Source organism: Paenibacillus sp. J22P165 (assembly GCF_059692015.1).
This window is the reverse complement of sequence record NZ_JCAUAP010000007.1, coordinates 63,449-77,120: the sequence shown is the minus strand read 5'-3', so window position 1 is coordinate 77,120 and position 13,672 is coordinate 63,449. Positions and strand designations below refer to the sequence as shown.

The 13,672-nt window shown below is 42.0% G+C and carries 15 protein-coding genes; 12 read left to right on the top strand and 3 right to left on the bottom strand.

Annotated elements, in window-relative coordinates:
- Nucleotides 1-392: 392 nt before the first annotated feature.
- From AC58QM_RS17700 to AC58QM_RS17670, 7 genes are all read left to right on the top strand, one after another.
- On the top strand, nucleotides 393-2,825 hold the full coding sequence (locus AC58QM_RS17700; protein WP_497286180.1) for an alpha-L-rhamnosidase-related protein: 2,433 nt from the start codon (nucleotides 393-395) through the stop codon (nucleotides 2,823-2,825).
- 603 nt (nucleotides 2,826-3,428) lie between these two features.
- Entirely contained in the window at nucleotides 3,429-3,977 is a 549-nt protein-coding gene (locus AC58QM_RS17695) for an AAA family ATPase (RefSeq protein ID WP_497286179.1), read from the top strand.
- A gap of 104 nt (nucleotides 3,978-4,081) precedes the next feature.
- Nucleotides 4,082-4,297, top strand: a complete 216-nt coding sequence (locus tag AC58QM_RS17690; protein ID WP_497286177.1) for a hypothetical protein — start codon at nucleotides 4,082-4,084, stop codon at nucleotides 4,295-4,297.
- Between the two features lie 207 nt (nucleotides 4,298-4,504).
- Complete coding sequence (locus AC58QM_RS17685) at nucleotides 4,505-4,957, top strand: GNAT family N-acetyltransferase (RefSeq protein WP_497286175.1); 453 nt, start codon at nucleotides 4,505-4,507, stop codon at nucleotides 4,955-4,957.
- A gap of 105 nt (nucleotides 4,958-5,062) precedes the next feature.
- On the top strand, nucleotides 5,063-5,995 hold the full coding sequence (locus tag AC58QM_RS17680) for a DMT family transporter (RefSeq protein WP_497286173.1): 933 nt from the start codon (nucleotides 5,063-5,065) through the stop codon (nucleotides 5,993-5,995).
- 502 nt (nucleotides 5,996-6,497) lie between these two features.
- Nucleotides 6,498-7,142: a stalk domain-containing protein gene (locus AC58QM_RS17675; RefSeq protein ID WP_497286171.1), complete on the top strand. Its 645-nt coding sequence runs from the start codon at nucleotides 6,498-6,500 to the stop codon at nucleotides 7,140-7,142.
- 199 nt (nucleotides 7,143-7,341) lie between these two features.
- Nucleotides 7,342-7,638, top strand: a complete 297-nt coding sequence (locus AC58QM_RS17670; protein ID WP_497286169.1) for a hypothetical protein — start codon at nucleotides 7,342-7,344, stop codon at nucleotides 7,636-7,638.
- A 169-nt stretch (nucleotides 7,639-7,807) separates the two neighbouring features.
- Here AC58QM_RS17670 and AC58QM_RS17665 read toward each other — a convergent pair whose 3' ends face one another.
- Entirely contained in the window at nucleotides 7,808-8,365 is a 558-nt protein-coding gene (locus AC58QM_RS17665; RefSeq protein WP_497286167.1) for a TetR/AcrR family transcriptional regulator, read from the bottom strand.
- Between the two features lie 249 nt (nucleotides 8,366-8,614).
- On the opposite strand from AC58QM_RS17665, the gene AC58QM_RS17660 reads away from it, so the two are divergent.
- The 5 genes from AC58QM_RS17660 to AC58QM_RS17640 all read left to right on the top strand — a co-directional run bounded on the left by AC58QM_RS17660 (nucleotide 8,615) and on the right by AC58QM_RS17640 (nucleotide 11,933).
- Nucleotides 8,615-9,622, top strand: coding sequence for an oxidoreductase (locus tag AC58QM_RS17660; protein WP_497286165.1), 1,008 nt, complete (start codon nucleotides 8,615-8,617; stop codon nucleotides 9,620-9,622).
- Between the two features lie 82 nt (nucleotides 9,623-9,704).
- On the top strand, nucleotides 9,705-9,929 hold the full coding sequence (locus tag AC58QM_RS17655) for an iron-containing alcohol dehydrogenase (RefSeq protein WP_497286163.1): 225 nt from the start codon (nucleotides 9,705-9,707) through the stop codon (nucleotides 9,927-9,929).
- Nucleotides 9,930-10,027: 98 nt separating this feature from the next.
- Entirely contained in the window at nucleotides 10,028-10,282 is a 255-nt protein-coding gene (locus AC58QM_RS17650) for a hypothetical protein (RefSeq protein WP_497286161.1), read from the top strand.
- Nucleotides 10,231-10,749 (top strand): hypothetical protein, encoded by a 519-nt coding sequence (locus AC58QM_RS17645; RefSeq protein WP_497286609.1) that lies wholly within the window; start codon nucleotides 10,231-10,233, stop codon nucleotides 10,747-10,749. Before AC58QM_RS17650 ends, AC58QM_RS17645 begins: the two co-directional genes overlap by 52 nt.
- Before the next feature lie 158 nt (nucleotides 10,750-10,907).
- Nucleotides 10,908-11,933: a DUF2332 domain-containing protein gene (locus AC58QM_RS17640; protein WP_497286159.1), complete on the top strand. Its 1,026-nt coding sequence runs from the start codon at nucleotides 10,908-10,910 to the stop codon at nucleotides 11,931-11,933.
- A gap of 173 nt (nucleotides 11,934-12,106) precedes the next feature.
- On the opposite strand, the gene AC58QM_RS17635 is transcribed toward AC58QM_RS17640, so the two are convergent.
- Nucleotides 12,107-12,877: a class I SAM-dependent methyltransferase gene (locus AC58QM_RS17635; RefSeq protein WP_497286157.1), complete on the bottom strand. Its 771-nt coding sequence runs from the start codon at nucleotides 12,875-12,877 to the stop codon at nucleotides 12,107-12,109.
- Between the two features lie 346 nt (nucleotides 12,878-13,223).
- A complete protein-coding gene (locus AC58QM_RS17630; RefSeq protein WP_497286155.1) occupies nucleotides 13,224-13,400 on the bottom strand; it encodes a hypothetical protein in 177 nt (58 codons plus the stop codon).
- Nucleotides 13,401-13,672: the final 272 nt, after the last annotated feature.

Sequence of the window (13,672 nt, the reverse complement as noted above, 5' to 3'; positions counted from 1 at the left end):
AAACCAGTTACTTAAATTTAGTTTAGTATTCTGAAAATTAGGTGCACCCAAATAACCTTCACTGAGCATGGTGGAAGGTTATTTGGCTTTCCTTTAGGCAGCTGCATGTATTAGAAGTCTATTTTTTTATCCCAAAACAATTACAAAAGGATATAAATGATCGTAGATTTTGTATTACTATTTGTTGTTTTGCTGAATTATTTAATAATAGATATTCTTTTATACTATCAATAAAACGAGAGAGGATTAATGGTATCACATAGAATATTGCGAAAGAACTGAATGTGATTGTATTTTTATTGATCAACAGTTATTTGATAAAACGAGCGTCTTCTACTTTTAAACACATGGCGACTGTTTTAAATTACAATTCAAAAGGTGGTTTGAGCTTTATGACAGGAACGATCCATGAAAGGTTTGCAAGAAAACCTTCCGCATCGGAAGGTTGGTCAGGACAAACCGAATTAGTCTGGCATCCGGATGAGGTGGAAACTCATTATGAGCAGCCGCGTAACTCGTTTTGCTATTTTCGCAAAACGTTTGAACTCGCCGCGATGCCAGTTAGCGCAACGATCAAAATTTTCGCGGACTCCAGATACAAATTGCATGTGAATGGCGTTTATATCGGCCGTGGTCCTTGCCGCAGTGATCCACGCATGCAATATTACGATGTGCTGGATATTTCCGCCCATCTGAGACCCGGTCCGAATGTGATTGCCGTATTGGCCGCCCATTACGGATATGGAACGGGGCAATCCGTGAACCGGATTCCCGCGCTTGCAGCGGAAACGACTATCGATTTTGATGACCACCCTCAGGTCAACGTGCATAGCGACTCAAGTTGGAAATGCCTCCTCGCGACGGCATACAACCGCGAAGCGCCAAGAATTAACGGCTGCCAGGGTCCGATTGAAATTTATGACGTCGGGTTGGCGCCAGTTGGTTGGTTGGAATCAGGTTATGATGACGGAAGCTGGATTGCTGCGAAGGGCCGGGGAATCCAGCTGTCTCCGTTCTGGAATTGGGCTGCGCGCGACATTCCGTTGCTCGAAGAATCGGAATTAGAAGCGGACATCATTGTGGTCATCGGTACCATGACAGAGATCCCTTATCCGGTATCCCAGTTGCATAAACAGATTCACGCCGAAGAACAGTCCATTCGAATGCAAGTCTGGGAAAAAGAGCAGTTTGGCGAATACACGTTTGCAGCCCTTCCCGAAGGAGAAGCATCGATCGTTACATTCGAGTTTGCGGAGATGGAGGCTGGCTATTTGCAAATTGAGGTAACCGGCTGTCAAGGAGATGTCATTGATGCGGTGCATGCCGAAGAATTATGGGAAGGCAAGGCATTAATCAATTTAAACAGTAGCAGGTCCATCGACCGATTCATTTTAGCAGAAGGGCGCAACGTGTTGGAAACTTCGTTTGCCTGGCGTGCTTGTAAATATGTGCAATTCCGTTTGCGTAATCACCGGGGGCCTGTTACGTTTCATCGGGTAGGGCTTCGGACAAGAAAATATCCGCTCAAACGGATAGCAGAGATGGTGTGCAGCGACGATCGTTTGTCTGGTATCTGGGATATTTCGGCACGTACCCTTCGGCTTTGCATGCAGGACGGTTTTTTGGATTCATCCAGTCGGGAACAGCAGCAGTGGATGGGAGACGGAAGATGGCAGGCAGTCATCAACTATCATTATTCCGGAGATCCGCGCCTGCATCGCAAGCTGCTGAAGCAAATCGGACAGTCCCAGGATTGGATGGGCATGACGAAGTCGAGATATCCGGATGGACATCACAATTTCCCTCCGATTCCTTCCTTTTGCCTCGCTTGGATTTGTTCTTTCCGGGATTATCAAACGTATAGCGGGGATCTGGAGCTCATTCAGGAATGGTGGCCTAATCTGGTATTGGCGCTTCGTTGGTTTTCTGCTTACGAAAATGAACATGGCCTTCTAGAAGATGTTCCGTACTGGTCTTTCACGGACTGGGGGGAGAGACCGGATGGCCCTGTGCCAGACGACCAGCGGGGCGGTATGATTACTCCGCTTAACTTGCAATACCTAGAAGCGCTGCATATCGCTTGCAAATTTGCCGGGCAGTTGAACGACGCGGATGCGAAAGAGGTATATGTAGAGAAGATTCGCAAGTTGGAGTCTTCGATTCCTGCCTTGTTATGGGATGAGCGCAAAGGCGCTTACGCCGATTGCCTCGTGGACGGCGCGCTCAGCGACAGCATCAGTGAACCGACTAACGCACTAGCCATTCTTCATCTACATGAGGAAAAGGACGAGAGAGTGATTGCAATTTACAAGAACGTTTTCGAGCCGGAAGCAAGAAAGAATGTAACAGCGGGCAGCCCCTTTTTTATGCTTGTTGTCTGTAGAGCGCTAATCAAGCTTGGCAAGGTGAAACGTGCGCTTGAACTGATTCGAGAGCGTTATGGACCGATGCTAGATGCCGGTTCGGGAACGACTTGGGAAATTTGGAAGATCTTCCATCAGCAAAAAAATGGGCAAGTCAATTTCTCAAGCGCTAGTCATGCGTGGGGAGCGAGTCCGATTGTATTTATTTTCGAAGGCATTTTTGGGCTTCAGCCTATTGAGCCTGGCCTTCGGCGGTTTTCCTTGAGCCCGGACCCGTGTGGGATTGAAGAGATTCGCGCTGACCTACCGGTGGAAACTGGAGAAATCAAGATGAAGCTGCACCAAACCGCTGCTCAGCAATGGAAGCTAGAACTGGATATACCGCCGGGTTATGTGGGAACAGTTTACGGGGAAGAATTTGGGGCAGGCTCGTACATTATAGACGTACCAACAAAGAAGTAACCTACAATGGAAACCTGGCTACTTATATTACGATGATGAAAGCAGGCAGAGGAAGAAGATAACACAATCAAAAAAAATGTCCGAATGAAGTCCGCGTAAATCGCGGACTTTTTTAGTTGTCGGATCAAGTGCTTGTCTATTGTTAATGACAAGCACTTGATCACAAATAACGGGCAGGATTGTTCAATTACTTCGCCGAATCCCTTAGGCACTGCGTATTTACGAAGTAGATGAGAGGATCATTATGTATTCTGAAATAGTGAATATTTTAATAAATAAATGATAAGGTGGTGCAGGATTGAACTTCATTATCATAGCCATCTCTTTCATCATTTCAACGATATTATCTATCTTAATTATGAGGAACAGAAAGAGAAAATGGTTAGGAATGTTATCGGCTTTTGTTATCAACACAATTATATTGGGTTTAGCATATTGTTTCTTGTTCAACTTAAGCGAGGAATCAAAATTGTTTGGAATAGATTTTTATAAACGTTATGTATTAGTAATTTCTATCCCGATAATAACCTGGATTAACTTTATTTTTCTCTCTTTTGATAGAAAAAGGGGATCAGTAAAAATCTAAATGGGAGGGTAGATTGTATGGTTGAATTGGACAAATTTGCCCCGAGAAAAATACATATTATAGGTTCCGTTGGGAGTGGTAAAACAACATTAGCCAGAAATCTATCTAATAAACTGAGTATTCCACATTACGAATTGGATAATGTTGTTTGGAAGAGACATGAACCTAGGGACATTAAAAGAACTGAGGAAGAAAGAGATAAACTGTTAAGCACAATTGTTGATTCAAATACTTGGATTATTGAGGGGGCTCATTATAACGAATGGGTGTTCCAAAGTTTTCACAATGCTGATGTAATCATATTTTTGGATACTGATAATTCAAAACGAAAGTATCGAATTATTAGAAGATTTATTTTGCAGTTACTCAGAATAGAAAAATCAAACTATAAACCGAATTTTGAAATATTTAGGAACATGTTTATCTGGAATGATAATTTTGAAAGTCGAGTTAAGCCAAAAGTTATAAATAAATTGGGACAATATTCTTCTAAGTCGATAACACTAAAAGATACAAACGAAATAATAAGCAGATTAAACGAGGAGCGTTTGTTCAAATTACAGTAATGGGAGGCTGCCGAACGAGCAGAATATCGTAGCGAAACATTTACTAGTTGGCAACGTATAGAGTTATATCTACATCTTTTGGAAAGTCGTTGTATGAGGCGAAAGTGTCACAGCAGCAGTATAACCTTTGGAATGAAATTAAGAAGCGGAGTGATTATTTGAAAATGAAAGCTGGCGGAAATGGTGCTTTCATAGGCGTTGGAATTGCTTTAGGTGTCGCATTTGGAGCAGTATTCGGTAATGTAGGTCTTGGAATTGTATTTGGAATTGTAGTCGGATCAGCAATCGCTATGTTAAGAAATAACAAAAATAAAGATTAATAATTAAGGTAAACGATTCATCTAATTACTAGAAAAAATCATTATTTCATAAACGGGAAACGATAACTCAAAAATTTAAACCATGACAAAGCTGCCGCGTTAAACGGCAGTTTTGTTACGCTAGCGGACAGATTAGCTTGGAGAGAAGAGAATCATCTAATTATCGTGTTAGGAAGTGACAAATTGATTGTAGTGTTGGAGAGAATTATGGAAGAAGGATTAGATGCTTTGGAAAATCTCTTTGAATTTGCTGCATATGATCTTTCAGAGCTTAATAGATCCATTATTAATGAAAGGGGATCGTATATCTCGAATCTCAATTACAGAGAATGGTATGAAGATCCATACTATAATTTATTTTTTATTCGAGTTGATGGGGAATTAGCAGGGTTTGTTATCATTAAGTATTTATCAGAAGAAGAAATATACTACCTCAATCACTTTTTTATCTTGAGGAAATATCGCAGGAGTAATATTGGAAAGCAAGCAGCAATAAAGGCTTTTAAATTATATATGGGAAAATGGAGAGTGAGTGAATTCGATTGGAATACTCCAGCACAAATCTTCTGGAGAAAAGTTATTAAGGAATATACAAACAATCAGTATCATGAGTTCAGGAGAAAAGATAACAAAGGTCCAGCACAAGAGTTTACATTGTAAGGCATGTTCGGAGCTTTTTCTATTTCCTGTTATAATGAAAGATAATATCAATGAAAGCTTGCAGTATTTCCATGAATAACGAATAGATTTAGATAGGATGGGGACATGATTGACAAAAAATGGTTAAGTTATGCAGGGTTAGTAGTAATCGCCGCTATATGGGGTGCGAACTTCGGGGTATCCCGGTATGCGATGGAGACGTTCGATCCAATCTTGTTCACATTTCTGCGCTTCGGCCTGTCGGTGCCCATCTTTTTCCTTCTGCTTAGGGTGAAGGAGGGAAACGTAGGTATTCCTTGGAAGACAGGAGTGCAACTGGCGCTGATCGGTCTAGTTGGGATAACGGTTTTGGAAATCGGCGTTATGTATTCAATTAAATACACAACGCTAGCAAATTCTTCGCTTCTTAATGTTGCGCCGTGGCCGATTTTTGCGGCTTTGTTCGCCCCATTGTTCACGCGTGAATCGATATCATTACGGCTTGTCGTAGGCGGCGTCGCCGCAATTATCGGTGTCTGCCTCATCATTCTCGGAGGTAATGAAGGGTTTAACCTCGGCTCGGACAATATGATCGGTAATTTGCTGGCGTTCGGAGTCAGCATAGTGGGGGCGCTGTTTAACGTTCTCTGCATGCCGTTGATGAAGCGGTATTCTGCCCTGCGCGTAAGCACTTGGTTTATCCTGTTCGGCAGTTTGTTCATGTTCCCATTTACACTTGGCTCTTGGGGCGAGGTTTCCTGGGGAGATCTTGGAACAGTTAGCTATATTGCCATCCTTTATAATGTACTGATCAGCACCGTAATAGCTTTCATCGTATGGAATGCCTGCATGTTTAAAATTGGGGTGACACGAGCGAATTTCTTTCGATACGTCGTACCAGCATCTGCCGTGATTACGGGTTATTTCTGGTTCGGCGAGGGAATTTCAGGCTCGCAATTGTTTGGCGCCTTGTTCATGGCCGCAGGTTTGGTGTGGATTAGCTTTGAGAAACGGAAACCTGCAATGCAAACCAATACGACTGGGCCGAAAATAACTTAATGAGACCGAACCGTTATCAATTGGCTGAGCATGGAGTGATGTTTTTACACGCTTAATGCGCTGATTGGACATGTTTAGCAAAAGAGGTAGCAGAACGAAGTTTAAATTGAAGTGAGACGGGATCAGCAGTTGCAGATTCCGTTTTCTTTGTGATTTAGTCAATCTGGATTACTTAAAGGCATGACTTTGGGCATAGGGGATGAAATTATTCATGTTCTCGGCCAAATGTCATGCCTTTTTATTATGCAGTTCATGACTTTTCACAGATTTGCCGACGGTTTAATCTTGTTATAATTTTTCGTGCTAGGAAGAAAGGAATGATCTGAATGGGAAACCACTGAATGACAACAAAAAAATATAATGCGATGGGAAAATATTTTGCAACAAGTTCAACCAATTATACGTTTGAGGTACTGTAAGTGAAAAATACACCCAACGAGGGGATAAAAACTAGCGTAAGCATTAAAGAAATGATAGAACAACAAAATGAGGAGGAATTTACTTGAAGAAGAAATTATTAATTGCGCTTGGACTTTCTGGTGTTATCGCTGCATCTATTGCTGTTGGAGCTTATGCGGCAACGGATATTAAATTATTTATTAACGGGAAAATAATCAATGCGGATTTGCAGATCGTAGATGGATCAAGCTATGTTCCTTTGAGGGTTGTTTCTGAGTCACTTGGAGCTGAAGTAAAGTGGGATGGGGACAAACGGGAGATTAGAATTGTAGGACAAACAGGTCAAGTAAGTCAAACCGTTTATGAGAATACGCAATATGGCTTCCGTTTCACGCTGCCGGACAGTTGGAAAGGGTACACAATCGTAACGGACAAATGGGAGGGTCTTTCAGTAGGGGATGCGCAAGGCGATAAGGTCAGCGGCGCGAGCCTCAGCATCCGCCATCCCGAATGGACAGCTCAACAGCCTAGACAGGATATACCTATTCTCGTCTTTACTGTTGACCAATGGAACGAGCTTCAGCAGGATAAATTCCACATCGGCGCCGCGCCTATCGGCCCGAGCGAACTGACGCGCAATGACAAATACGTGTTCGCACTTCCAGCGCGCTATAACTTTGCCTACCCTAATGGCTATCAAGAAGTGGAAGACATCTTGAAGAGCAATCCGATACAACCGATGAAGTAATCAAAATGTTGTTGTGCTAACTAGGAACGTTAGTTAAATATAAGAAACAAAGTCGAGGCTGCCGGTATTAATCGGCAGCCTCGTTGAAGTAACTGGCAACATAGTTCAACAACCATAGGTCTTGCTAAAAAGGTAATATAGGATTTTGAAAAGAGGGAGATATTAATCGAATTAATCTAGGTAAGGGGTAAAATATTAAATGAACAGAGTTAAATTACAAAGTAAGTTTTTAAACGGAGTGATAAATGACGTAGAAGTAATAAAGATTGAGAACGAGTTCGTTGAGGCGATTAAAGAAATTGGATTTGAATTTGATCAGGACATTGTACGACTACAGAAGTCTGCTTCCATTTATGAATATGAATATACGCCTCCTTTAACTAACTGGGGCGAATGGCAAATAATTGACGATATTTCTAATTTGCCGGTATCGACTATTGCTTATTATATTTCTCCAGCCGATAAGACGAATGTCAAATTCATTAAGCTATTATAGGAGAACAATAATAACCTAACAAACAATGACAGCTGCCTAGCTGTCGTTTTTATTTTACTGAATGTAGAGTGATCTATCAGATGAGCAGATATTTAGAAAAATAAATAAAGCAAAAAGCCGATCTATTGTCGGCTTTCCTGATAGCAAGAGAGAGATGAATAATTCTCTCCTAATTATTAAGAATCATTCGAAGCAGGTCTTCAATCATTTCTCGTAGCTCCGAAGAGTTTCTGGCAACAATTTTAAATCCACGAGATGCACTTGTTAAAATATGTGCCAATTTCTCTGGAGGTAGGCTATTTAGGCTGTTGGCGGCTGTCGACTCGGATTCCAAGATAGAGATCAGAACGACCTCAAGCTTTTTGTAGCTCGCATGGAGTGACTCTTGAGCAAATGTATATGAGCTTTCAGTCATTTCTTTTACTTCCGGTGAGTTCAACGATTGATCGAAATTGTTTATAGACCATATCTCGAACGCATATAAAATTTTGTCTTCAGTCATTTTCTTGGAAGAGAGTCCTTCCTCTATTTCTTCAATAAGCAGGTCGCCATAATGAAGAATCGTCGCGTTAAAAACTTCCTCCTTATTCTTAAAGTACAAATACAGACCTGCACGCGATATGCCGGCGGCTTCTGCTATTTCATTCATTGACACTCGCTTATAGCCATACTTGAAAAACACGTCCAAAGCAACGGTTTGTATATGAAGCTTTTTTTTATCGTCCATGATGTTATTATTATACACTTTACAAACTTTGTCTAGTCGTATAACATGGTCACATAGACATTTAACGTTATTTGTCTAAATATTAAAATAAGGAGACATGTTAGTATGATCACATCATAAAACAAAAAATAGTTTCGATAGAGGATTGCCAATTTTATTATCTGGACATTGCGGGCTATCGTTTCTTAACAGAAAGCATGCGCATGATAAGCCATTTTATTATACTAACCTTTAAAGGAGAACTTTATTATGACAACAAATCAAACACCAATCGGCTCCGGGTTTGGAGCTTCTGTGACAGCCGAAGACGTAATTAACGGTATTGATCTTTCCGGTAAAACTGCTATCGTCACTGGGGGCTATTCCGGACTAGGTCTTGAAACCGTTCGTGTACTGAGTTCTGCTGGCGCCAAGGTTATCGTTCCAACGCGTGACTACAATAAAGCGAAGAACGCCCTTGCAAACATCGACGGCGTTGATATTGAAATGATGAACTTGATGGACCCTGCCTCGATTAATACCTTTGCAGACAAGTTTCTTGCCACTGGGCAGCCATTGCATATCCTAATAAACAGCGCAGGCATTATGGCGTCTCCTCTGTCCCGCGACTCTAGGGGATATGAATCGCAATTCGCGACTAACCATTTGGGTCATTTCCAGCTTGTTGCACGGCTATGGCCAGCGCTACGCAAGGCAAACGGTGCGCGGGTTGTATCGGTTTCGTCTTGGGGGCATCACTTTTCGCCTATCGTGTTTGATGATCCCAACTTCGATCGACGCGACTATGATCGTTGGGCAGCCTATGGCCAGTCCAAGACGGCGAATATTCTATTTGCGGTCGCGCTGGATAAACGCGGCCAGTCCGACGGCGTGCGGGCTTTTTCGCTTCATCCCGGCAGCATCGTCGGCACAGGTCTCGAAAAACATCTTTCGGAAGAGGAACTGCGAGCGGCTGGTGTCATTGACGAGCAAGGACAGCCGGTTCTCGATCCCGCGAAAAATCTCAAGACGGTTGGACAAGGGGCTGCTACCAGCGTATGGTGCGTGACGAGCCCGCAGCTTAATAATATGGGCGGCGTCTATTGCGAGAACTGTGATATTGCTTCACTGGGGCGTGCCGCTGAGTCGGACTTTTATTTGGACAACGAATCGACATTAACGGATTCCGGCGTGATGCCATATGCGGTTGATTCCGAAACAGCTGATCGGCTCTGGAGCCTTAGTGAACAACTGATAGGTCAAAAGTTTACAATATAAGCGAGAAATGAAAATCGAAGCCCAGTTCAAATTAATGATTTGACATATTGATCAAATTGACAATTCGCAAAGTATAAATTTTTTGCGGAAGCATAAAAAAATTGGGCTTTACGAGAATGTTATCAATGAACTGAAGGAAATCGGCGCATTTGTTATCGAGCTAGGAGGAGTTGAACTGAATCCACGACTGACAACCTTCCAAAAATGGATTGAGCTAATCAGGGAAAATCAGCTTGATTTCATTCTTGCAGTTGGTGGCGGCAGCGTCATTGATGCTGCTAAAGCGATTGCCGCTGGCGCGCCATAAGATGGCGACGTATGGGATATCGTGACTAGTAAGGTGAGTGCTCCGTCAATTCTGTACCGCTTGGCACAGTTATAACGATAGCGGGAACAGGATCAGAGATGAACGGAAATTCAGTCATTACGAATTGGGAAACGAATACGAAAGCATTCTTTAACTCCAGTCAAGTACTTCCAAGATTCAGTGTTCTAGATCCAGAGCTTACAATCTCTGTACCTCGGGATCAAACGGTATACGGCAGCGTTGATATTATGTCTTCGAACAGTACTTTCATGGTTCGAGCAATGCACCTCTTCAAGAAAGAATTGGTGAGGCGATTCTTCGCACCGTCATCGAGACGGCGCCTAAGCTCGTGAACAAATTCAACAATTACGAATACCGCGAAGTCATGTTATTGAATGGAACACTGGCCTTAAACGGACTAACTGCAATGGGTGTAAGTTCGGATTGGTCGACACATCTTATCGAACATGCTGTATCAGCTGTCCATGACATCCCACATGGCGGGGGTATCGCGATAATTGCCCCTCATTGGATGGAACATGTCGCGGCCGTACGGCCGGAGAAAGTCGCACAGTTTGGTGTTCGTGTATTCAATTTGGACCCGACAGGAAAAACGGATGCTCAATTGGCAGGGGAAGCGATCCAGTCTCTCAAGGAGTTTTGGAAATCCATTGGTGCGCCTACAAAACTGTCTGATTATGGAATTGATGACAAGGAAATTGAACTGATGACGGAACGGTCTATGCTCGCCAATCAAATTGGTAGTTATGTTCCTCTTACAAAAGAAGACGTAAGAAAGATTTTGAGAAATTCTTTATAATGGCTGCCTCGTTGAAGTAACGAACAAGTTGATTCCAATGTTATCCATTATTTTGAATGTGTAGTGATAAAGGAACGCTATTAATGTAATAAAAATATTAAAGCAATGTTTATCGAAGATTCATGATAATATACCACTATCTGGAAAAGGTGGTGGTCATGTTGGATATCAAATTACTTTCGGATCGTTTTAAGATTTTTGCAGAAAAGGAATGTAAAGACTCAAGCGGACTTTATGAACATCTTGCTGGGAACATCGCAAATGACCTGGATTTGCTTAAACTAGCCGCGCACTCGAAACCAGGTCAACCAGTACCTAACCTATTACTTGGGGCAGTTCATTATTTGCTATTAAGTGGTGTAGAACATGAGCTGGCCTCATACTACGCTAGCGTAGTAGACAATCCAAAGGAATCTACAGGAGCAATAAATAGTTTCAAGGATTTTTGTAAGCAGAACGAAAAAAAGATCATTCAACTTTTAGAAAATAAACTTGTTCAAACTAACGAAGTTAGACGCTGTGCATATTTGTACCCTAGCTTTTGTCATATTTATGAAATAACAAAGAAGCCATTAACCCTTTTAGAAATAGGAACGAGTGCTGGATTACAACTCATGTGGGATAAGTATTCCTACTCCTATAAATCTAACCATAAGTACGGATCTTTGCAGTCGACTTTAGAAATTAGTGCAGAGATTAAAGGAGATAAACTTCCATTTTTGTTAGAGCATAGTCCACCTGTCATACGAAGAATCGGTTTAGATTTACACGTAAATAACCTAAACGATTCAGATGATTACCTTTGGCTAAAAGCATTAATTTGGCCTGAGCATAAGGAGCGTAATTTGTATTTTGAAACAGCTGCACATTGCCTGAAAAACGAGCCTATCGAACTAATTGAAGGGGATGGGTTGGTTCTACTCCAGGAGATTATTCCAACCGTGTCTCTAGATTCATCTATATGTATTTTTCATACCCATGTAGCTAACCAGATTCCTGTTGATGATAAGCAAAAATTGATTGAGCAAATTCAAGCCTTGGGTAAAGAGAGGGACGTGTTTCATCTCTATAACAATATGTGGGACCTAGACCTTCATCTTGATTACTACATTAATGGAATTGAGTACAAAGAGAAGCTTGCAGAAACAGACGGACACGGTCGATGGTTTACGTGGAAGTTGTGATTCTTCATTGAACTATCGGGGAACATTAGTTTAAAGCAATTTTAGACTAAGTAAGTAGCGCGGGGTCTTTATTCAAATGGTTGCAAGTTCTTGTCATAATCGCCGAACAAGAACTTGCATCACTTTCGATTACGGACCAGAACCTAATTGAAATGAATCACGCGTACCTCAAGCTATACCTTACGGGCCTTCATCATCATGTAGCTTCCTTCGAAGCCGAGCAACTTACCATTCTCGCTGTGGACCTTGAGCTGCTGTCGATCTGCTTCTGGCCAGTTCAGAATATCATTCTCCAACTCTTGCTGGATCTGTTCGGAGACATTCATTCGGGCACACCAGTCAGCGAATTCGAAAGGCTTACCTGTCTGCAACAGCTGTTCAACCCGAAAACCGTTCAACTCGATGCGACGAATCCATTCTGTTTTCCTCCATGCGCGGAAGTGGCTGGGGTCTCGTCGTTGTTCAATATTATTATAAAGAGTGTCAATCCGATCTGATTCCGGAGCGACGTTGTCCATTAAAATGAAGCTACCGCCGTGCTTTAATACACGCCATGCTTCCTCTACGAACCGGTCGGGGTTTGGGAAGTGATGAGCAGCGATTCGGCAGGCGACCATATCGAATTGTTCTTGAACAAAGGGAAGATTTTCTGCATCCCCAACAACGTACTTAATATTTGTGCAGCCCTTGCCGGCAAGAAAAGTTTCCGCTTGTTGAAGCATCTCGGTCGTAATATCTAGCGTGGTCACTTCACTGACGTTGGAGGCCAGCGCCAAGGCACAATGTCCGCCTCCGGTTGCAATATCGAGCGCCTGAACAGCATTCTCCGATTGAGCCCATTCGATCAATGTTTTTAAATCCTGGCCGGATGAATGACGTGTGCTAGCAACATAATTAACAGCGTTGGCTCCGAATTGCGCTTTCACTTGTTCCTTAATATCCATTTCATCACTCCCTTAATAATTTCACTCTATGAAACACGGTTTCAATTAATGCAATATAAATGTAACATGCTTAATTATTCTTGTAAAGCTGGAGGGACCAGTTTAAGTAATGACCAGTTATCTTTGGTATAATGGTTCAAACTATATAAGGGTGAAACAGGCATAACATTATCAAAATGAGTATTAAGAGCGTTCTACTAACTAACGTGGGACTATAGTTGAATAACAAAAAGGCTGCCGCGGCAGCCTTTTTTTACTTTATGGTAGCCTACAATAATGAGGGATTCACCAACATATAAAGCGCTCTAAACGTTGTAAATCTTCGTTTTTGAAGGCGGTACCCCTATTAATCCTTATCATTGTTTGTAAAATCGTTAATTGCGTTAGCTGTTGCATCAACAGCATTCATTGCAGCATTTTCAGTTGCTTCTAACCCTTTATGAACAGAATGAAATACAGCCCCTGCGGTATCCTTTATGTTCTCTGAGACTTCTTGGGAATTTCGTTTGTTTTGATTAGACATTGTTTCACCTCCTAAATGTCTTTAAGTTGTGTAAAAAAAAATATGTTATTCAGATTTATATATGCAGAGCAGCCTTTTCTCAATTTGCCACTCCAGCCATCCAGACTCCGATTCCCCCTCGCTCGTTAGCCAAAATCCACAGGGTTTGACTCTACACGACGTATGATTCTTTCATTATTCTTTCATTAGCCTTCTTTATTATGAATTATAGTGAACGTCTAGTTGCAGAAACAACAGATACGTTACCGTATCCAGTTCTCCAATAAACTTCT

Excerpts from the sequence above, each read along its gene's own strand:
- AC58QM_RS17700 (WP_497286180.1), top strand. The coding sequence starts at position 393 with ATGACAGGAACGATCCATGAAAGGTTTGCAAGAAAACCTTCCGCATCG.
- AC58QM_RS17695 (WP_497286179.1), top strand. The coding sequence starts at position 3,429 with ATGGTTGAATTGGACAAATTTGCCCCGAGAAAAATACATATTATAGGT.
- AC58QM_RS17685 (WP_497286175.1), top strand. The coding sequence starts at position 4,505 with ATGGAAGAAGGATTAGATGCTTTGGAAAATCTCTTTGAATTTGCTGCA.
- AC58QM_RS17680 (WP_497286173.1), top strand. The coding sequence starts at position 5,063 with ATGATTGACAAAAAATGGTTAAGTTATGCAGGGTTAGTAGTAATCGCC.
- AC58QM_RS17670 (WP_497286169.1), top strand. The coding sequence starts at position 7,342 with ATGAACAGAGTTAAATTACAAAGTAAGTTTTTAAACGGAGTGATAAAT.
- AC58QM_RS17665 (WP_497286167.1), bottom strand. The coding sequence starts at position 8,365 with ATGGACGATAAAAAAAAGCTTCATATACAAACCGTTGCTTTGGACGTG.
- AC58QM_RS17660 (WP_497286165.1), top strand. The coding sequence starts at position 8,615 with ATGACAACAAATCAAACACCAATCGGCTCCGGGTTTGGAGCTTCTGTG.
- AC58QM_RS17650 (WP_497286161.1), top strand. The coding sequence starts at position 10,028 with ATGAACGGAAATTCAGTCATTACGAATTGGGAAACGAATACGAAAGCA.
- AC58QM_RS17640 (WP_497286159.1), top strand. The coding sequence starts at position 10,908 with ATGTTGGATATCAAATTACTTTCGGATCGTTTTAAGATTTTTGCAGAA.
- AC58QM_RS17635 (WP_497286157.1), bottom strand. The coding sequence starts at position 12,877 with ATGGATATTAAGGAACAAGTGAAAGCGCAATTCGGAGCCAACGCTGTT.
- AC58QM_RS17630 (WP_497286155.1), bottom strand. The coding sequence starts at position 13,400 with ATGTCTAATCAAAACAAACGAAATTCCCAAGAAGTCTCAGAGAACATA.